This is a genomic window from Actinoplanes utahensis (assembly GCF_016862455.1).
In the GTDB taxonomy this organism is placed as follows: Bacteria; Actinomycetota; Actinomycetes; order Mycobacteriales; family Micromonosporaceae; genus Actinoplanes; species Actinoplanes utahensis.
The window spans coordinates 11665-29582 of the sequence record NZ_BOMZ01000060.1; the positions used below are offsets into that span (position 1 = coordinate 11665).

13 protein-coding genes and 1 pseudogene are annotated in these 17918 nt (G+C 72.4%); 6 read left to right on the forward strand and 8 right to left on the reverse strand.

Annotation, left to right across the window (positions count from 1 at the left end):
- Window positions 1-57: 57 nt before the first annotated feature.
- From Aut01nite_RS21870 to Aut01nite_RS21905, 8 genes are all read right to left on the reverse strand, one after another.
- The gene (locus Aut01nite_RS21870) at window positions 58-1485 is read right to left on the reverse strand and encodes a phytoene desaturase family protein (RefSeq protein ID WP_152628587.1); all 1428 of its coding nucleotides are present in this window, start codon (window positions 1483-1485) and stop codon (window positions 58-60) included.
- On the reverse strand, window positions 1478-2593 hold the full coding sequence (locus Aut01nite_RS21875) for a glycosyltransferase family 2 protein (protein ID WP_052163455.1): 1116 nt from the start codon (window positions 2591-2593) through the stop codon (window positions 1478-1480). Before Aut01nite_RS21875 ends, Aut01nite_RS21870 begins: the two co-directional genes overlap by 8 nt.
- On the reverse strand, window positions 2590-3333 hold the full coding sequence (locus tag Aut01nite_RS21880) for a carotenoid biosynthesis protein (RefSeq protein WP_043523840.1): 744 nt from the start codon (window positions 3331-3333) through the stop codon (window positions 2590-2592). Before Aut01nite_RS21880 ends, Aut01nite_RS21875 begins: the two co-directional genes overlap by 4 nt.
- 6 nt (window positions 3334-3339) lie before the next feature.
- The gene (locus tag Aut01nite_RS21885; protein ID WP_043523839.1) at window positions 3340-3894 is read right to left on the reverse strand and encodes a GNAT family N-acetyltransferase; all 555 of its coding nucleotides are present in this window, start codon (window positions 3892-3894) and stop codon (window positions 3340-3342) included.
- Window positions 3891-4625 carry a monooxygenase gene (locus Aut01nite_RS21890; RefSeq protein ID WP_052163454.1) on the reverse strand — a complete coding sequence of 245 codons (735 nt, stop codon included), beginning with the start codon at window positions 4623-4625 and terminating at the stop codon, window positions 3891-3893. Before Aut01nite_RS21890 ends, Aut01nite_RS21885 begins: the two co-directional genes overlap by 4 nt.
- Window positions 4576-5046 carry a YbaK/EbsC family protein gene (locus Aut01nite_RS21895; RefSeq protein ID WP_043523929.1) on the reverse strand — a complete coding sequence of 157 codons (471 nt, stop codon included), beginning with the start codon at window positions 5044-5046 and terminating at the stop codon, window positions 4576-4578. Before Aut01nite_RS21895 ends, Aut01nite_RS21890 begins: the two co-directional genes overlap by 50 nt.
- A 2-nt stretch (window positions 5047-5048) precedes the next feature.
- Window positions 5049-5855 (reverse strand): SDR family NAD(P)-dependent oxidoreductase, encoded by an 807-nt coding sequence (locus Aut01nite_RS21900; RefSeq protein WP_373871529.1) that lies wholly within the window; start codon window positions 5853-5855, stop codon window positions 5049-5051.
- 531 nt (window positions 5856-6386) lie between these two features.
- On the reverse strand, window positions 6387-6866 hold the full coding sequence (locus Aut01nite_RS21905) for a DUF4396 domain-containing protein (RefSeq protein ID WP_043523837.1): 480 nt from the start codon (window positions 6864-6866) through the stop codon (window positions 6387-6389).
- A gap of 1149 nt (window positions 6867-8015) precedes the next feature.
- On the opposite strand from Aut01nite_RS21905, the gene Aut01nite_RS21910 reads away from it, so the two are divergent.
- The 6 genes and pseudogenes from Aut01nite_RS21910 (at window position 8016) to Aut01nite_RS21935 (ending at window position 17824) form a co-directional block, all read left to right on the forward strand.
- The gene (locus tag Aut01nite_RS21910) at window positions 8016-8423 is read left to right on the forward strand and encodes an SAV_6107 family HEPN domain-containing protein (RefSeq protein WP_043523836.1); all 408 of its coding nucleotides are present in this window, start codon (window positions 8016-8018) and stop codon (window positions 8421-8423) included.
- Between the two features lie 1466 nt (window positions 8424-9889).
- Window positions 9890-10343, forward strand: a pseudogene (gene imuA', locus Aut01nite_RS21915) (DnaE2-dependent mutagenesis accessory factor ImuA'); the annotation flags it as partial.
- 469 nt (window positions 10344-10812) lie between these two features.
- Window positions 10813-12732: a DNA polymerase Y family protein gene (locus Aut01nite_RS44865; RefSeq protein WP_043523834.1), complete on the forward strand. Its 1920-nt coding sequence runs from the start codon at window positions 10813-10815 to the stop codon at window positions 12730-12732.
- Window positions 12733-12749: 17 nt separating this feature from the next.
- Complete coding sequence (locus Aut01nite_RS21925) at window positions 12750-16079, forward strand: error-prone DNA polymerase (RefSeq protein ID WP_204037623.1); 3330 nt, start codon at window positions 12750-12752, stop codon at window positions 16077-16079.
- Window positions 16080-16143: 64 nt separating this feature from the next.
- Window positions 16144-16476, forward strand: coding sequence for an SSI family serine proteinase inhibitor (locus tag Aut01nite_RS21930; protein ID WP_236642610.1), 333 nt, complete (start codon window positions 16144-16146; stop codon window positions 16474-16476).
- A gap of 559 nt (window positions 16477-17035) precedes the next feature.
- The gene (locus Aut01nite_RS21935; RefSeq protein WP_083998673.1) at window positions 17036-17824 is read left to right on the forward strand and encodes a methyltransferase domain-containing protein; all 789 of its coding nucleotides are present in this window, start codon (window positions 17036-17038) and stop codon (window positions 17822-17824) included.
- The last annotated feature ends 94 nt before the right edge of the window (window positions 17825-17918 follow it).

The following is a 17918-nucleotide window of genomic DNA, read 5'->3' on the forward strand; positions in this document are numbered from 1 at the left end:
AAGACTGCAAGCGCCTTTCTTGAAGCCTTCGTATTCAGTTTTCCGCCGCGGGCCGGCTCAGCGGATCAGACGGGTCACGATCTTGGCGGACAGGGCCACCATCGGCAGCCCGCCGCCCGGATGCACCGAGCCGCCCACCAGGAACAACCCGTCGACCGGCCCGCGGTTGCCGGGCCGCAGCAGTCCGCCCGCGGTGCCGTAGATCGACCCGCCCGGCGCGGCTGCCGCCTCCGCCAGATCCGCCGGCGTCCGGGTCTCCACGAATTCCAGCCGATCCCGCACGTCCAGCCCGCGCCGGGCCAGAACGTCCAGGACATGATCGGCGTACGCTCCGGCCAGTCCCGGCCGCCGCCAGTCCACTGCGGACCACGCCGACCCGTGCCGGGGCGCGTTGACCAGTACGAACCATGCCTCCCGGCCGTCCGGCCGGACGGCCGGATCGTCCGCCCGGGTCACGAACACGGCCGGATCCGGCACCGGCCGGGCCCGCCGCCCCGGGCCGGGGAAGATGGCGTCGAACTCGGCGTCGTAGTCGCGCGGGAAGAACACCGTGTGGTGGGCCAGTTCCGGGGTCCGCCCGCGCACCCCGAGCAGCAGCACGAACCCGGCGAGGCTCCGGTCCGCCAGCCGGGCCAGCGGTTTCGGCGCGGGCAGCAGATCCCGGTAGAGCGACACGGCGTCCACATTCGACACGACCACGTCGGCGGGCACGAACCGGCCGGAGGTCAAGCGCACCCCGCGGACCGCGGTGTCCGCTTCGATCGCGGCGACCTCGGTGCCGAGGTTCACCCGTACCCCCGCGGCAACGCTTTCGGCGTGCAACGCCGTGGCGATCGTGCCGAGACCTCCCGGCAGGTACCAGCCACCGTGGGTGAGTTCCGCGTAGGGGATCGCGGCCAGCGCGGCGGGCGCCCGGCGCGGATCCGTGCCGGTGTAGGTGGCGTAGCGGTCCAGCATCATCCGCAGCCGGGGGTCGCGCAGATGGCGGCGGCCGAGCGCCCGCAACGACCGGCCGGGCGCGATCGCCGCGAGGTCACCGAGCCGCCAGGACATCCGGGCCAGCGACGCCGCCGTCACCGGCTGTTGCAGCACCGCATCCCACGATGCCCGCCAGATGCGCGCCGCCCGCCGCCAGAACTGATCCCAATCGGCCGCGGCATTTCCGCCCAGTGCCGTCGCGATCCGTTCCAGGAAGACCTCGTGAACGGACGACGAGTCGAGTACCACGCCGTCCGGGAAGACGTGCCGCACCACCGGGTCCAGCGGTTCCGGGCGCAATCCCAGGCCCAGCTCCTCGAATACCTGCGGCAGCGTGAGCAGGCTCGGCCCGGTGTCGAAGCGGTAGCCGTCCCGTTCGAACACGGCCAGTTTCCCGCCAGGCTGTGCCGAGCGTTCAAAAACGGTCACCCGATGCCCCGCCGACGCCAGCCGCAATGCGGCGGCCATGCCACCGACCCCGGCCCCGATCACCACGATGTCACGCACGGTCATTCCTATCTGGTACGCGGGGTTCGCCGAGCGCGCGGCCGCGCCAGGACAGGCGGCCGGTCCGCCGCAGGTGGAAGGAACGGGCGACCAGCCAGGCGAACAGGACCACCGAGACCGGATGCGCGAACGCGTCGGCGAGCCGGCCCCCGGTCGCGGCCGCGCTGATCAGGCGGCCGGTCACGCCGAGCAGAAGCGCGGCCAGGGCCACGACCGGCCAGGGGGAGAGGAGGAACAGCGCCGGTACGGCGTACAACAGGAGAAGAAGGACCACGACGGCGCCCGCACCCGCCGCCGACCCGAAGGACGCCCACAGGGATTTGCCGTAACCGTCCGCGAGCTCGCGCCAGGAACCGTACATGTGACAGGAGGCCAGGCCCGAGCCGTCGGCGAGCGCGATCCGCCCGCCGGAGCGTTTCACCGCCCGGGCCAGGCCGATGTCCTCCAGAACGTCGGCGCGGACCGCCGCGTGACCGCCCGCCCGCCGATAACCGGCACGATCAGCGATCAGCCACTGCCCACCGGCGGCCGCCAGGGACGGGCGCGGCGAGCGTTCCATGCCGCGCAACGGCAGGAAGGTCAGCCACGACCACTGCAACAGCGGTTGTACGAGACGCCCGGCGCCCACGATCCTCGGGTACGGGGAGAGCAGCGTGACCCCGCTCTCCCGCAGCAGCGCCACCGCCCCCGCGACGGCGTCCGGTTCCAGCACCACGTCGGCGTCGACGAAGACCAGCACGTCCGCGTCCCCGGCGTCGTCGGCGAGCCGCCGGCAGGCGTTCGGTTTGCCGAGCCAGCCGTCCGGCGGCGGACCCCCGGAGATCAGCCGCACCCGCCCGTCCCCGGCGGTGATCGCCCGCACCACCTCGGCCGTACCGTCGGTGGAGTCGTCGTCGAGCACATGGATGGCCAGGTCCGCCACGCCCCGCTGCGCCAGCAGGGACTCCAGGCACGGGGTGACCCGGTCCGCCTCGTTGCGCAGCGGCAGCAGGACGGCGACCCGCTCGGACGTGGCCGCCCGCCGCCGGGGACGGCGCAGCAGCACGGCGTTGACCGCGGTGTGCGCGGTGAGCAGCACCAGCGGGGCCAGCGCGAGCCAGGCGGTCATGTCCGGCGCAGGCGCGGCAGCAGCGGCAGGACGGCCGCGCCCATCAGGACACCGCCCCAGGCCGCGGAGGCGGGCAGATCCAGGAAGACGGCGTGCGCGAGGACCGAGGACCCGTACGTCCAGAGCCACAACGCCAGCATCGGCCCGTCCCCGGCGCGCTCCTCGAAAGCGGATCCCGCCGCGAACGACAGGGCCGTCATCAGCAGCAGGGCGAAACCGAGCCAGCCCAGATAGTTGCCGATCGGCACACCCGGCACGCCGGGCAGCGCCGGCACCGGGTCGTGCCAGCGCCAGTACCCCTCGGCGACCATCTGCGGGTCCAGGAACAGGTCCCAGGCGGCGAGGCCGGCCGCGGCGACCACGATCCGGGCCGTCCGGCCCCGGGCCACCCGGGTCGCCGCCAGCCAGGCCGGCCAGGCCATCCAGGTCCAGGCGAGCGGGATGATCAGCGGCACGCCGAGGACCTTCGGGCCGAGCTGACCGGAATAGTCGTACGTCCCGAACGGGAAACCGGTCGCCACACCGATCGCCTCGACCGCGAACCCGCCCAGCGTCGCCGTCGCCACCAGCGCCACTCCGGCGCGCACACCCCGGCTCAGCAGCGCGTGCGTCACCGACAGCAGCACCCCGATCAACACCGTCGCCACGGTGAGACCGGCCCGCACCCCACCCGAGGTGAGCGGATAGCAGATCTGGGCCAGGATCAGGCAGCCCAGCAGGAACCAGGGAACTCCGCGCAACGCCGGTCAGTCCGTGCTGTCGGCCGGCAGCGGTATCTCCCGGCCCAGGATCGCGAACGCCCGCTCGTCGCCGGGGAAGATGAAGTTCCGCAGCACGTCGGTGAAACCGTGCCGCCGGTACAGCCGCCACGCGCGGGACGCCTGCTCGTCGGCCTCCGGTGTGGACAGCAGCACCGTCTTGCCGTCGGCCATCGCCAGCAGGGCACGCAACTGCTTGGCGCCGACACCGTGCCCCTGCGCGACCGGGCGCACATGCAGCTCGACCACCTCGAAACAGTCGGTCAGCCACTGCCGGCGGGCCGGCTCGTCCAAGGCGGAACGCACCTGATCGTGCCACCACTGGCCGGGCGCGGAGGTGTAGCCGTACCCGAAACCGGCGACCCGGCCCTCGGCGGTCAGCGTCGCCACCGCCCGGAAACCCGGCCGGCGCACGTGCGAGCCGATGTAGCCGCGGCGGGTCTGCAACAGCTCCTTGCGGTAACCCATCGCCTCGCCGTAGACGGTCACCACGTCGTCGAGCCGGCGCAGCAGGTCATCCGGCTGCCAAGCAACGAGCCTCATCGCTCCGTGCGCTCCTTCTCGTCGGCGGTCCAGCCCAGCACACCCCGGTCCCCACTGATCTCCCGCACCGCGAAACGGGCGAAAAGCTCCTCGGCGTACCAGCGGTCGGTGGGGGTGCGTGCGATCACCGCTCGGTGTTCTGGCTGACGGTACGCGAACGCGGTCAGGTCCGTCGTGCTGCGCCACACGCTGACCGTGCCCTGCCAGCCGATCGGCGCCTCCCCGATCCCGAACCGGGCGAGCAGGCCCGGCGCGGCGCCCACCTCCCGGGCCACCGGCGGGATCGACCGCCAGAACCGCAGCGCCCGGGCCGGCCGCAGCCGGGCCCGGGTGAGCGACAGCACCATGCCGTCAGTCTTCCCGCCGGTCGCCGCGAACGGGCTCACGCCCGACCAGGAGCCCCGGCTCACCAGCGGATCCAGATCCAGCCGGACATGGCTCTCGGCGATCGAGTCCCAGACCGGCAACCGGACCGGACGGTCGCTCACGGTGATCGCGGCCCAGCGGGTCAGATCGGCGTCGCCCGGGCCGAAAGTGGCGCCGGTGCCCGTACCCAGAAACTTGCCGAACCGGGCCCCCGCGAGACGTCGCCGGGCGAAAGCCATCCGCAGCAGGGCGGAGCCCACCGCCTGCCGCGGAATGCGCCAGACATGCAGACTGACCAGGTCATCGCTCACCGGGTCACGCCACGACCGTCGGCGTGCCCGAGGTGACCCGGACCAGATCGGCATAGCCGATGGGAAAGACCGATCGGGGTACGCCACCGGCCGCCCACAGCACCGGGAACCGCTCCAGTTCGACGTCCACCAGGGTCCGCACCGGTTTCGGATGACCCAGCGGCGCGACCCCGCCGATCGCCTGCCCGGTGTGCTCCCGGACGAACTCGGGCGTGGCCCGGCGCAGCCTCGCCACCCCGATCGCGGCGGCCACCTTCCCGGTGTCGACCCGGTGCGCGCCCGACGTCAGCACCAGCAGCGGATCACCGTCCGCGTCGAAGATCAGCGAGTTGGCGATCTGGCCGACCTCGACCTCCAGAGCCGCGGCCGCGGCCGCCGCGGTGTGCACGGCCTCGTCCAGGATGACGACCCCGGTGTCCAGACCGGCCGCCGCCAGGGCGCTCCGCACCGCTGCCACGTTGGGATGATCGTGCATGGTCACCTGCCCACCGCCGCGGCGCTGGCATCCCACAGCCGCGCGGCGAGATCGGCGTCGCGGGCGTGCGGAGCCGGAGCGGTCACCTTGTGGCCCACGTAGTAGCCGCCGTTCACCAGCTCGGCCTCCGGCGCCGTCGCCAGCCAGACCAGCAGCTCACCCGCCTTCTCCGGGGTGACCAGGAAAGGCGCGTACTTGTAGAAGAACCGGGTCACGGCGCCCGCCCCGAAATTCGTCCGCACCACACCGGGATGGAACGACACGCTGAACACATCCGGCCAGCGGCGGGCCGCCTCGGCGGTGAACAGGATGTTCGCGGCCTTACCCGCGCCGTAGGCCCGCCACGAGCTGTACGCCGCCGGATCGCCGGCCAGCGCCGCCGGGTCCGGGCTGCCCTGCTGATGCGCGCGGGAAGCGGTGTTGACCACGCGGGCGCCGCGCAGACGGTCCCGGAGCAGGCTGGTCAGCAGGAACGGGGCCAGATGATTGCCCTGGACGGTCGCCTCGAAGCCGTCGGGGGTGCGGCGGAACTCGCCGACCATGCCGCCGGCGTTGTTCGCCAGGACGTCGATCCGGGGATAGCCGTCGAGAAGGTGGCCGGCGAGGGAACGCACCTCCTCGAGATTCTCGAAATCGGCCCGGAAATGGGCGGGGTCGCTGCCGCCGGCGGCCCGCACCTGCTCCACGGCAGCGGCCAGCCTGCCGGGATCACGGCCGACCAGGACCACCTCGTCACCGCGGGCGGCGAACTGCTTCGCAGCCGCCAGGCCCACCCCCGAACTGCCGCCGGTCACCACGATCGTCGCCATGCCGCCCATCGTATTCATGACTCCTGCGGCTTGCCGTTCGCGGTTGTTTCGCCACTTTCATCCCCGGGGGAGGCGTCGGTGCGGCCTCCGCTTCGCCACCCATGCGGTTCCTTCCTTGGTGGTACGGGTGGGAAGCGCGCTATTCGCGTTCTCACCCCTTGTCCCTTGCTCTTTCGTCCCTTCTCTCCTTGCTTCGTCTCGCCTTCCCTGCTCGTTCTCGTTCTCGTCCTCCGTCCTCGGCTCGCCTTCTCTCGTGGGGACCGCCTCCCGTGCTGGGCCGCCTCCCGTGCTGGGCCGCCTCCCCTGCTGGGCCGCCTTCCCTGCTGGGCCGCCTCCCGTGCTGGACCGCCTCCCGTGTCGGGCGGGCCTCCCATGCTCGGGCTGCTTCGTGCTCGGGCCTCGCTTGTCCGTGTTCGGGCTGCTTTCCCTGTTCGGGTCGCCTGCCCGCGTCGGGCTGCTTTTCGTGCTCGAGGCGTCTTCTCGTTGCGGCTGCCGGCTCGCAGGCGGGAGAGTGCCCGGCTGCGAGCCTGCTCAGTGGTGGTAGCGGTGGACCGCCGCGTGGCCCTTGCCGCGCGCGATCAGCCACCGGTTGACCGGCACGGTCAGCACGAAGGCGACCATCAGGGCGAAGGCGAGCGACGCCCAGAACAGCCCACTGCCCAGGCCGGCCTCCATGGCGCCCGGGACACTGACCATGACCGCGTTGTCGATGATCTCCATGACGGCGATCGACACCGTGTCCGCGGCCAGCGCCAGCGTGAGCGCCGTGCGGACATCGATCCCGGAACGCAGCAGGGGTCGCATGGTCAGCGCATATCCGAAGACGAACGCCAGCGCGATCGCCAGGGTCACGGTGGCGGCCGCGGACCATCCCAGTGCGCTGCCGATCACCATGCCGAGCACCTCCCCGATGGCGCAGCCGGTGAGGCAGTGCAGGGTCGCTCTCATCGCCGTCCGCCACGACTTCTCGCCCGGCGGTGGGTGAACCGCGTGATGCGTGTGGTGGGTCATGTCGCCACGATACCCCCCGGGGGTATCGAGTGCGAGTGACGGTCGTCTCTGGCCGGGTCGTTCGTGCCGGGTTCGCGGATCCCGGCGCCTTGTTCTCGAGTTGTCGATCACCCGTTCGAAAAAGCTGGCGGAGCGACGTGCCGAAGGTTGCGTTTTTGTCGGAGGGGGGTGTTAGTCTCTGCTGTAGTTAGAACGGATGTTCGAAAGAGTGTTCGTTCTGCTCCGGGAGCGTGTTTCGCGGCTCGCCTCCCGGGTGCGGCGCCCGCGAAGTGCCGCACGCGTGGTCCGGGCATTCGCGGGTCCGGGCCCGTCAAAGGCAGGCCGTCGCTCGCCGCCCCCGACCCCCGGTGGCGGGCGACGGACCCGCCGGCGGTGCCGGCCGGGTGTGGTGTGGGGAAGCTTCACGCCCGGCCGGTTCGCCGCTCGGCGACCCGAGTGGTCGCCCGCCGGGGCTCCGGCCGCCCGTTGGAGCTCCGGTTCCGGCTTCGGCCGACAGGCATGCTGCGTCTTCCTCCGCGGCGATCGATCCGGCCATCACGCCGGATGCGGAACAGGTGAGGAGAAACGACGATGGCGAGCACCACGGCCCCGGGCCTCACAACGACTCCCGGCCCGAGACGGTCCGCTGCTGCCCCGCCTTCCGGCGCAGCGCAGCCCACCGCCGGTCCGGCTCTCGGCTCACCACCCTCTGTCGCCGGTCCAGCCCTGACCGGCGCCGGCTCGCCCCCTGCCCCACCCTCATCCGTTGCCGGCCCAGCCTCCAGCGCGGTCCCGTCCCCTGCGGGCCTGGTTTCCGGCCCGGCGCCGACTGCCGCCGCCCTGCTTTCCGGGCCGGCCTCATCTGCCGCCGATCCGGCTGTCAGTGCGGTGCCGTCTGCCGCGGGTTCGGTTTCCGGCTCGGCGTCGGCTGCCGCTGGTCTGCTTTCCGGTCCGGCTGCGCCTGTTGTCGATCCAGCTGCCAGCGCGGTGCCGTCCGTCGCGCGTTCGGTTTCCGGATCGTCGTCATCGGGTGCCGACCCGGTTCTCGGTCCAGCGCGGTCTGCCGCCGGTCCGGCCTTCGGACCTGTGCAGCCGGCGGCCGGTCCTGCTCTCGGCCAGGGCCGGGCTGGTGCGGGTGCCCGGGCGGAGGCGCCGACGGTTCCGGCTCACATGCTGCCGCACCGGACTCCTGCTCAACTGCTGACGATCGCCCATGAGGGGTTGAGTGAGGCGGCGCGCACCACTCCCGACGGTCTGCGCTATGCGACGGCGCACATGGCCGCCCTGCGCGCGGCCGCGGCCTTGCTCGCTGCCCGCGCCCGGCCGTCCGCTCGAGGCAGCAGCCGCCGGACCAAGGCGACCAGTGTCTGGTCGTTGCTCGTCATGGTGGCCCCGGAGTTCGGCGACTGGGCCGGCTATTTCGCCCTCGGCGCCGGCAAACGCGCCGCCGCGGAAGCCGGCATCCCCCACGTGGTGAGCGCCCGCGAAGCCGACGACCTCCTGCGCGCCGCCGAGCAGTTCGTGGCGGTCGCCGAGTCCTCCCTCGGCTTCTCCTACCAGCCCCCGCTAGCGGCATGAGCACCCCGGCGGCGCTCCTGGCCACTCCGCACGCTTGCCCCGTCTCTCGGTCTCGCGCGGATGTCCTCAGGCGGCGTTCGAGTCATCCCGCAGCACATCAGGGTGGTGGGGCTGTGAGCCGGTCGACCGCATGGAGTGGTCTGAGCCGGTCTCCCGGATGTGGGGCTGTGAGCCGGCCGGACGCCTGGGAGAGTCTGAACCGGTTGCCCGGATGTAGGGCTGTGGACCGATCCGCCGCATGGAGTGGTCTGAGCCGGTTGCCCGGATGTGGGGCTGTGGACCGATCCGCCGCATGGAGTGGTCTGAGTCGGTCGGCCAGATGTAGGGCTGTGGGTCGATCCACCGCCTGCGGGGTTTTGAACCGGTCGATCGCATGTGGGGTTTTGAACCGGTCGACCGTCTGCAGAGTTTGAGCCGGTCGATCGCGTCAGGGGTTTGAGTCGGTCGTTCGCACGCAGAGGGCTGAGCCGTCCGTTCGGTCCCTGATTCCGGTGAGCCGGCCGACCGCATGACGGACTGGCCGCAGGTGGGTTGAACCGGCTGTTCATGTCATCGAGTCGGGGTCGACCTCCCCCCTTAGTTGATCTTGGTTGTTCGTGCGGCATGGCCGGTTCGGGAAGGTGGCGTCTTCCAGGGGGAGATTTGTGACGGTATTTGGGGGTTGAGATCTGTCGAAATGACGCCTGCCGGGCGGCCTGGCTCTTTTCAGGGCGGTCTTTCGGGGGCGGTCTTTTCGGGGTTGGTCAGGTGGCCGGCTGATGGGAGGTCGGCGGGCTGGACTGGCCGGGTGACTGGTGATCGGGCGGTGTGCGTGACGGGGCCGGCCGTCGTGGTGCTTGGTGGGGGTCTGTCGCGTGACTGGGGTTGCCGTTCGGTGGCGCTTGACGGGGAGCAACAGAGCGGGGCATGACGTGGCTGGGCGCATGATCAATGGTGCGGCCGCTCTCGCGGAGATGGTCCGGACGGCCACCGGAACCGGTGAACCGGGCATGGACCGGATGCTGCCGGTGGTGGCCGAGTTGAGTGGGCTGCTGCCGGGGCGCGGTTTGCGCCGGGGCAGCACCGTCGCGGTCGCCGGTGTACAGACGTTCACAGGCGGCCGGGCGGGCTCAGGCGATCGGTTATCCGCGGCCGACCGGGCATTCATGGGCGACCGGGCGTCCGCGGCCGACCGGGTGTCTGCGGGCGATCGAGCGTCTGTGGGCGATCGGGTGTTCGCGGATCCGCAGGCGTTCGTGAGTGGGCAGCCGAGCGCGGGCGGTCGCACGTCGGCGGGCCGGCCGTCTCCGGTGGGTGGCCGCGCGTTCGCCGGTGAACGGTCGGCGGTGGATGGTGGTGTGTCTGCCGAGGGGCAGTCGGCGGCTGTGAGCGGTCGTGCGTCAGTGGATACGCGATCGCCTGCCGTGGGTGGGCGTGCGTTGCCGGATCAGCGGGTGGGCGCGGGCGAGCGGGGCATGTCGGCCGGCGGGGGTACCTCGCTGATGCTGGCGTTGCTGGCTGCCGCGTCGCGGAGTGGTTCCTGGTGTGCGGTGGTCGGGGTGCCCTCGCTGGGTGCGCTCGCCGCGGCCGAGAGTGGCATCGTGCTGGAACGGCTCGCGCTCGTTCCGGACCCCGGACCGGACTGGCCCACCGTGGTGGCCGCGTTGATCGACGGGGTGGATGTGGTGGTCGCCGCGGTTCCGGGGCCGGTGCCGTCCTCGATCGTCAGCCGACTGGCGGCGCGGGCCCGGCAGCGGGGCAGTGTGCTGGTGCCGTTGGGTGACTGGTCCGGCGCGGATGTGACCCTCCACGTGGGGAAGGGCCGCTGGGACGGCCTGGGTTCCGGCGCCGGCCGGCTGCGTCGCCGCGAGGTCACCGTGGTGGCCCGTGGCCGGGGCGCTGCCGCCCGGCCACGCGAGATCACGATGTGGATGCCGGGTGTCACGGTTCGTCCTCTCGCCATCCCACCGGCTCCTGCGAGGCCCGGCGATCCCACTCCTCGCCGTTCCTCTCGCGCGGCCGGAGATTCCACCCCTCCCGGTTCGTCCGGCGGGGTCGCGGGTCCTTCGGCCGGAACCGGTGTTCCCGAGGGCTCGGCCTCGCGGGGTTCGGGCCGGGCGGTGGAGAGACCCGGGCCGGTTTCAGGTGGTCATGAGGGTTCTGCTCTGCCTGAGTCGAGCCGGGTCGGCGAGGGACCCGCGACGAGGGCGACGGGGCCGGGGAATCCGGTGGGTGCGGGGTCGCGGGATTCCGTTCGGGTGGGCGAGGGGTCCGCGACGGGAGTGACGGGGCCGGGGAACCCGGTGGGTGCGGGGTCGCGGGATTCCGGTCGGGTGGTGGGGGAGGGCGGCGTTGCGGCGCGGGCTCGTGAGCTTTCCCGGTCACCGCGGGGGATGGGGGAGGGGGCGTAGTGGAGGCCGGGGTTCGTACGTTGCTGGTCTGGTGCCCGGACTGGCCGGTGGTGGCGGCGGAGATCGTGGCGGGGGTGGAGGCTGCCGAGCCGGTGGCGGTGATGTTCGGGAACCGGGTCATGGCCTGTTCGGAGGCGGCGCGGCGGGAAGGGGTGCGGCGCGGGCTGCGGCGGCGGGAAGCGCAGGGGCGGTGTCCGCATCTGATCGTCGTCGAGCACGATCCGGGGCGGGACGCGCGGGCCTTCGAGCCGGTGGTGGCGGCCGTCGAGGAGGTGGTGGCGGGCGTGGAGGTGCTGCGGCCGGGGGTGTGCGCGGCGGCGGTGCGGGGACCGGCGCGGTATTTCGGTGGGGAGGAGGCCGCGGCCGAGCGGATCGTCGAGCAGGTCGCGCTCGCCTGTGCGGTCGAGTGTCAGATCGGGATCGCGGACGGGGTGTTCGCGGCGGGGATCGCGGCGCGGACCGGGCGGGTGGTGGAGGCGGGGAGGAGCGGGGACTTTCTGTACGGCGTACCCGTCGAGGCTCTTGAAGAACCGCAACTGACGGACCTGCTGAAGCGGCTCGGGATCAAGACGCTCGGGGAGTTCGCGCGGCTGCCGGCGGGGGACGTGCTCACCCGGTTCGGGTTCGAGGGGGCGCTGGCGCACCGGCTGGCGTCGGGGGCCGATCATCGGCCGCTCGCGGTGCGGAAGCCGCCGCCGGACCTGGCGGTCGAGGAGACGTACGACGAGGTGCTGGAGCGGGTGGACGTGGCGGCGTTCGCCGGGCGGGCGCTGGCCGAACGGCTGCATGATCGGCTCGCGGCGCACGGGCTGGCCTGCACCCGGCTCGGGATCGAGGCGGTCACGGCGGACGGCCAGGAGCTGTTCCGGGTGTGGCGGCATGACGGACTGCTGACCGCGGCGGCGATCGCTGAGCGGGTGCGCTGGCAGTTGGACGGCTGGCTCACCGGGGCGCGGCGGGGTGGGCCGGCGCGGCCGACGGCGGGGCTGGTGCGGTTGCGGCTGGTGCCGGACGGGGTGCTCGCTCATGCCGGGTTGCAGCCGGGGCTGTGGGGGGAGACCGGGGACGAGCGCGAGCGTGCGCATCGGGCGTTCAGCCGGGTGCAGGGACTGCTCGGGCCGGAAGCCGTGGTGATGCCGGTGATCGGCGGCGGGCGGTCGGCGGACGACCAGGTGCGGCTGGTGCCGTGGGGCGACGAGCGGGAGCCGGAACGTCCGGCGGCCACGCAGGCGGATCCGATTCCCGGTGTCGAGACCGTCGCGGTTCTCGACAAGGCGACCGGGCCGCCGCTGCGCCTGTCGTGGCCGGCCGAGGCGGGCCGCCCTCGCCGCGGATTGGTGCTGGTCAACGGCGGTCTCTTGGAGCCGGGGAACGCGGCCGGGCCGCAGAGCGCAGGGAACGCGGCCGGGCCGGAGGACGCGCGGGTAGAGGCCGGGCCGGAGACCGCGGGCGGAGCGGATCGAGCGGGCGGGCCGGAGCTTGCGGCGTCGCGGGAGAAGGGTGTCGCCGAAGCGGAGGGTGGCGGGTTCGCCCTGGTGGAGGTGGGGGCGGTTCGGCGGAAGCGGCGGCAGCCAGCCCGGCCTGTCGCGTTGCCGCCGTGGCCGGGCAGGCTGCCGCGGCCGTCGCCGGCGATCGTGTTGGGGCATCCGCTGCCGGCGGCGGTGTTCGACGAGGCGGGGCGACCGGTGGTGGTCAGCGCCCGCCTGGAGCTGTCCGGCGCGCCGGCGACGCTGCGGATCGACAGGCGCCGGCCGGTCGCGATCACCGGCTGGGCCGGACCGTGGCCGGTCGACGAGCGCTGGTGGGCGGTGCGGGAGGCACGGCGCCGGGCCCGGTTCCAGATGCTCCTGGAGGACGGTCGTGCCCTGTTGGTGTCCCTGGCCGGCGGCCACTGGATGGTCGAGGCGATCTATGACTGACCAGGGGTGAGGAAGCGATGGGATTCAACAATCCGGATGTTCCGTGGGGGCGGCTGGAGGCGGCTCTCTCCGGGAGAACCGGCGAGGCGGTCGTCGATCCGCTGGCGGTGGACGGGGACGGTGGTGACTCGCCGGCCTGGTCCCGGAAGCGGGAGCCCTATCGGGCCGCGCCGGGGCTGGTGCGGGCCGAGAGCCGGGTCGAGTACGCCGAGCTGCACTGCCACACCAACTTCAGCTTCCTCGACGGCGCGAGCCATCCGGAGGAACTGGCCGAGGAGGCGGCCCGGCTCGGACTGACCGGCCTGGCGGTCACCGACCATGACGGCCTGTACGGGGTGGTCCGTTTCTCCCAGGCCGCCCGCGAACTGCGGCTTCCCACGGTCTTCGGCGCCGAGTTGTCGCTCGGCCTGACCCGTCCGCGCAGTGGCGAGCCGGACCCGGAGGGCCCGCACCTGCTGGCTCTGGCGCACGGCCACGAGGGGTACGCCCGGCTGGCCCGGGTGATCTCCGAGGCGCAGTTGCGCGGTGGGGAGAAGGGCCGCCCCGACTACGGCGGTCTGGAGCAGGTCGCCGAGGTGCTCCAGGATCACGTCCTGGTGCTGACCGGCTGCCGGAAGGGCCCGGTCCCGCTGGCTCTGGCCACGTACGGGCCGGAGCGGGCGGCGTACGAGCTGGATCGTCTGATCGACGGTTTCGGCGCCCCGAACGTGGTGGTGGAGCTGACCGATCACGGCGACCCGTACGACGGCGACCGTAACGACGCCCTCTTCGACCTGGCCCGCAGCCGCAAGCTGGAGGTGGTGGCCACGAACAACGTGCACTACGCGACGCCGGCCCGCCGCCGGCTGGCGACCGCCCTGGCCGCGGTCCGGGCCCGGCGCAGCCTGGACGAGATGGACGGCTGGCTGCCCGCGGCGGGGGCCGCCCACCTGCGCAGCGGCGAGGAGATGGCCCGCCGTTTCGCCGCCTATCCGGGCGCCGTGGCGAACGCCGCGATGTACGGCAAGGATCTCTCGTTCAGTCTCGACCTGGTCGCGCCGCGGCTGCCGGACTATCCGGTGCCGCCCGGTCACACCGAGATGAGCTGGCTGCGGGAGCTGACCCTGCGGGGCGCCCGGCAGCGGTACGGCGTGGACCACCCGCGGGCCTACGACCAGATCGAGTACGAGCTGCGGATGATCGCCGAGCTGGGGTTCCCCGGCTACTTCCTGGTCGTCTACGACATCGTCCAGTTCTGCAAGGAGGCGGACATCTACTGCCAGGGCCGTGGTTCGGCGGCCAATTCGGCGGTCTGTTACGCGCTCGGGATCACCAACGTCGACGCGGTCAAGCACCGGCTGCTCTTCGAGCGGTTCCTCACCCCGGAGCGGGACGGCCCGCCGGACATCGACGTCGACATCGAGTCCGACCGGCGGGAGGAGGTGATCCAGCACGTCTACCGCAAGTACGGCCGGGAGCACACCGCCCAGGTCGCCAACGTGATCTCCTATCGCCCGCGGTCGGCGGTGCGGGACATGGCGCGGGCGTTCGGGTTCTCGCCGGGCCAGCAGGACGCCTGGAGCAAGCAGATCGACCGCTGGGGCGACGTGGCGGAGGCCGAGGACATCCCGGACAGCGTGATCCAGGCCGCGAACGAGGTGCAGGACTTCCCCCGCCACCTGGGCATCCACTCCGGCGGCATGGTCATCTGCGACCGCCCGATCATCGAGGTGTGCCCGGTGGAGTGGGGCCGGATGCCGGGCCGCACCGTCCTGCAGTGGGACAAGGACGACTGCGCCGCCGTCGACCTGGTCAAGTTCGACCTGCTCGGGCTGGGGATGCTGTCGGCGCTGCACTACGCGTACGACCTGATCCAGGACGAGCTCGACATCGGGACGATGCCGCTGGACGATCCCGAGGTCTACGCGATGCTCTGCCGGGCCGATTCGGTCGGGGTGTTCCAGGTGGAGAGCCGCGCTCAGATGGCCACGCTGCCCCGGCTCAAGCCCCGCGAGTTCTACGACCTGGTCATCGAGGTGGCGCTGATCCGGCCCGGGCCGATCCAGGGCGGCTCGGTTCACCCGTACATCCGCCGGAAGAACGGTCTGGAGAAACCTGATGTGCCGCATCCCCTGATGCGCAACGCCCTGGCCAAGACCCTCGGGGTGCCGCTCTTCCAGGAGCAGTTGATGCAGCTGGCGATCGATGTCGCCGGGTTCGACCCGGCGGAGGCGGACCAGTTGCGGCGTGCGATGGGCGCGAAACGGTCCATGGAGAAGATGGAGAGGATCAGAAAGCGACTGTACGAGGGGATGGTCGCGAACGGGATCACCGGGGGACTGGCCGACGATCTGTTCGTCAAGCTGTCCGCGTTCGCCAGTTACGGCTTCCCGGAGAGTCACGCGATGAGTTTCGCGTATCTGGTCTACGCGAGCGCCTGGCTCAAGCGATACCACCCGGCGGCGTTCTGTGCGGCGCTGCTCAACGCGCAGCCGATGGGCTTCTACTCGCCGCAGACGCTCGTCGACGACGCGCGGCGGCACGGTGTCGAGGTCAGGCGGCCGGACATCAACCTCAGTGACGCGATGGCGACCTTGGAGACCACGCCGGCGAGCCGGCACCGGAGCGAGGCGGGCGAGCCTCCGCAGGCGTGGGGCCTGGGCGGTCCGGCGGTGCGCCAGGGCCTTTCCCGCATTCGTACGATCGGGGCGGAGCTCGCCGAGAGGATCGAGCAGGAGCGGCGCGCCCATGGTCCTTATCGGTCGATGACGGATCTCGCACGGCGTACCGGATGCTCCACCGCCCACCTGGAGGCCCTCGCCACCGCCGACGCCTTCGCGAGTTTCGGCCTGTCGCGCCGGGAGGCGCTGTGGGCCGCCGGCGCCGCCTCGCAGGACAAACCGGACCGCCTGCCGGGCACGGTTACCGGCACCGAGGCGCCGACGCTGCCCGGCATGAGCGACCTGGACGTGCTGGTCTCCGACGTGTGGGCGACCGGCCTGTCGCCGGAGACGCATCCCGCCCGGTTCCTGCGGGAGGAGCTGGACCGAGCCGGGGCGCTGACGATCGCGCGGCTGGCCGGGGTGGAGGCGGGCACCCGGGTGCGGGTCGGCGGGATCGTCACCCACCGGCAGCGGCCGGCGACGGCGGGCGGGGTCACCTTCGTGAACCTGGAGGACGAGACCGGGATGCTGAACGTGACCTGCTCGGCGGGGCTGTGGGTGCGATACCGGCGGGTCGCGCGCAGCAGTGCGGCGCTGCTGGTACGCGGCCGTCTGGAGAAGGTGGCGGGGGTCCTGAACCTGGTCGCTGATCGTCTCGACGCGGTCACCCCACCAGTTGCCACGAATTCGCGGGATTTCCGGTGACATGCACCTTTAGCAGGATAGGGTGCACTCCGAAGTCATCCGGGGGTGCCTCATGATCCATACGATGATCGGTCTCGCCGCGGCGTTGTCACTGGTACCGGGGCCTGCCGTGGCCGATTCGTCGCTCACGCTCACCTACCAGGCGAAGGCGGTGAAACTGACCTGCGACCCGTCCGGCGGCGGCCATCCGAAAGCCGACCAGGCCTGCGCGACCCTGCGCGGCAGCGGTGGGAACCCGGCGCGGCTGGAAGCCGGCGACTCCCTCTGCATGATGCTCTACCAGCCGGTCACGGCCCGGGTGAAAGGCACCTGGCAGGGCAAGCGGGTGAAGTGGGAACGCACCTACGGCAACAGTTGCGAGATGACCCGCGCCACCGGGGTGCTGTTCCAATTCTGAGTCGACACTCTCGCTAGTGCGATGTCCACGAACGTTCACCGACTCCCGGCATTGCTTCACGCCTAGGGTCGCGTATAAAGTGGTCACCTGCCTAGGGGGTGGGTGGAGGGTGCCGGTCCGGTGGTGCATCGCACCGCCCGGCTCGGTCTGCGCCTGACGCGCGGGCAGCGGCGGCGGTGTTTCGGTCTGCGGTCGGCCGGTGACGTGTGGGCGTGTGTGCTGGAGGTCAACGACTGGCGGCGCCACCCCGGTGACAAGCCGGTGGCGGGCTATCAGGAGTTGTGCCGGCTGTTGGCCGCGTCGGGGCCGGGCACGTTCGCCGAGTTGGACGCAGCCGGTGCGGTGGTCACGCACCGTCGAGCCGGCCGACACCTCCCTGGTGTCGGACCGGCACGGCGTGACCCCCGCCGCCACACAGCGGCAGGGTCGGTTGGCCCGCGGAGGCCCGCCCCACCACCGATGGTGGGGAGTCGCTCGCCCACACCTGTGCGCGAGGATCCACCACACCACCGGACCACACCCGGTGAATGTTCGTGGACACCGCACTAGGCTGCTGAACGTGGAAACTTCTGCGCGTACCGGCCGCCCGCACGTCACGGCCCGCACCGCCGCGGTCTGGGCGGTGCTCCGCCGCGAGCTGGAGCGGCAGGGCCGCGAGCTGACCGTTCTCGACGTCGGCGGCGGCACCGGTGGATTCGCGGTGCCGCTCGCCGAGGACGGCCACACCGTCACCGTGATCGACGCCAGCCCCGACGCGCTCGCCGCGCTCACCCGCCGCGCCGCCGACGCCGGGGTCGCCGACCGGGTCCGGGCCGTCCAGGGCGACGGCGACGCGCTCGCCTCCCTCGTCGACCCGGGCAGCGCCGACCTGATCCTCTGCCACTCCGTCCTCGAGGTCGTCGACGACCCCGAGCGGGTGGTCACCGCCATCGCGGCGGCGCTGCGGCCGGGCGGCGCGGTGAGCGTGCTGGTCGCGAGCCGGGCCGCGGCCGTGCTGGGCCGCGCCGTCAACGGCCATCTGCGGGCGGCGGCCGCGCTGGTCACCGACCCGGCGGGCCGTGCCGGCCCGCGCGACACCCTGCTGCGCCGCTACGACGATGTCACGGCGAGGGGTCTGCTCACGGCAGCCGGGCTCGAGGTCGAGCAGACCCATGGGGTGCGAGTGATCGCCGACCTGCTGCCCGCCACCGTCCTCGAGGAGGACCCGCAGGCGGTCCTCGAGCTGGAGCTTGAGCTGAGCAGCCGGGCGCCGTTCCGGGACGTGGCCTCGCAGCTGCACCTGTTCGCACGGCGCGCCGAAGACCTCCATACCGGCTCCTTCAGCGGAGTCGTCGCGGACCCGTCGTGACCGGCCCCGCCGCTCCGGCCCCGTCCGGCGGTCCTGTCGTTCCTGCTTTCACTGGCGGTCCTGCCGTCCTGGCCGCGTCCGGTGGTCCTGCCGT

Excerpts from the sequence above, each read along its gene's own strand:
- Aut01nite_RS21875 (WP_052163455.1), bottom strand. The coding sequence starts at position 2,593 with ATGACCGCCTGGCTCGCGCTGGCCCCGCTGGTGCTGCTCACCGCGCAC.
- Aut01nite_RS21885 (WP_043523839.1), bottom strand. The coding sequence starts at position 3,894 with ATGAGGCTCGTTGCTTGGCAGCCGGATGACCTGCTGCGCCGGCTCGAC.
- Aut01nite_RS21890 (WP_052163454.1), bottom strand. The coding sequence starts at position 4,625 with ATGCCGATCTGGTCCGGGTCACCTCGGGCACGCCGACGGTCGTGGCGT.
- Aut01nite_RS21895 (WP_043523929.1), bottom strand. The coding sequence starts at position 5,046 with ATGCACGATCATCCCAACGTGGCAGCGGTGCGGAGCGCCCTGGCGGCG.
- Aut01nite_RS21900 (WP_373871529.1), bottom strand. The coding sequence starts at position 5,855 with ATGGCGACGATCGTGGTGACCGGCGGCAGTTCGGGGGTGGGCCTGGCG.
- Aut01nite_RS21905 (WP_043523837.1), bottom strand. The coding sequence starts at position 6,866 with ATGACCCACCACACGCATCACGCGGTTCACCCACCGCCGGGCGAGAAG.
- Aut01nite_RS21910 (WP_043523836.1), top strand. The coding sequence starts at position 8,016 with ATGCTGCCGCACCGGACTCCTGCTCAACTGCTGACGATCGCCCATGAG.
- Aut01nite_RS21925 (WP_204037623.1), top strand. The coding sequence starts at position 12,750 with ATGGGATTCAACAATCCGGATGTTCCGTGGGGGCGGCTGGAGGCGGCT.
- Aut01nite_RS21930 (WP_236642610.1), top strand. The coding sequence starts at position 16,144 with ATGATCGGTCTCGCCGCGGCGTTGTCACTGGTACCGGGGCCTGCCGTG.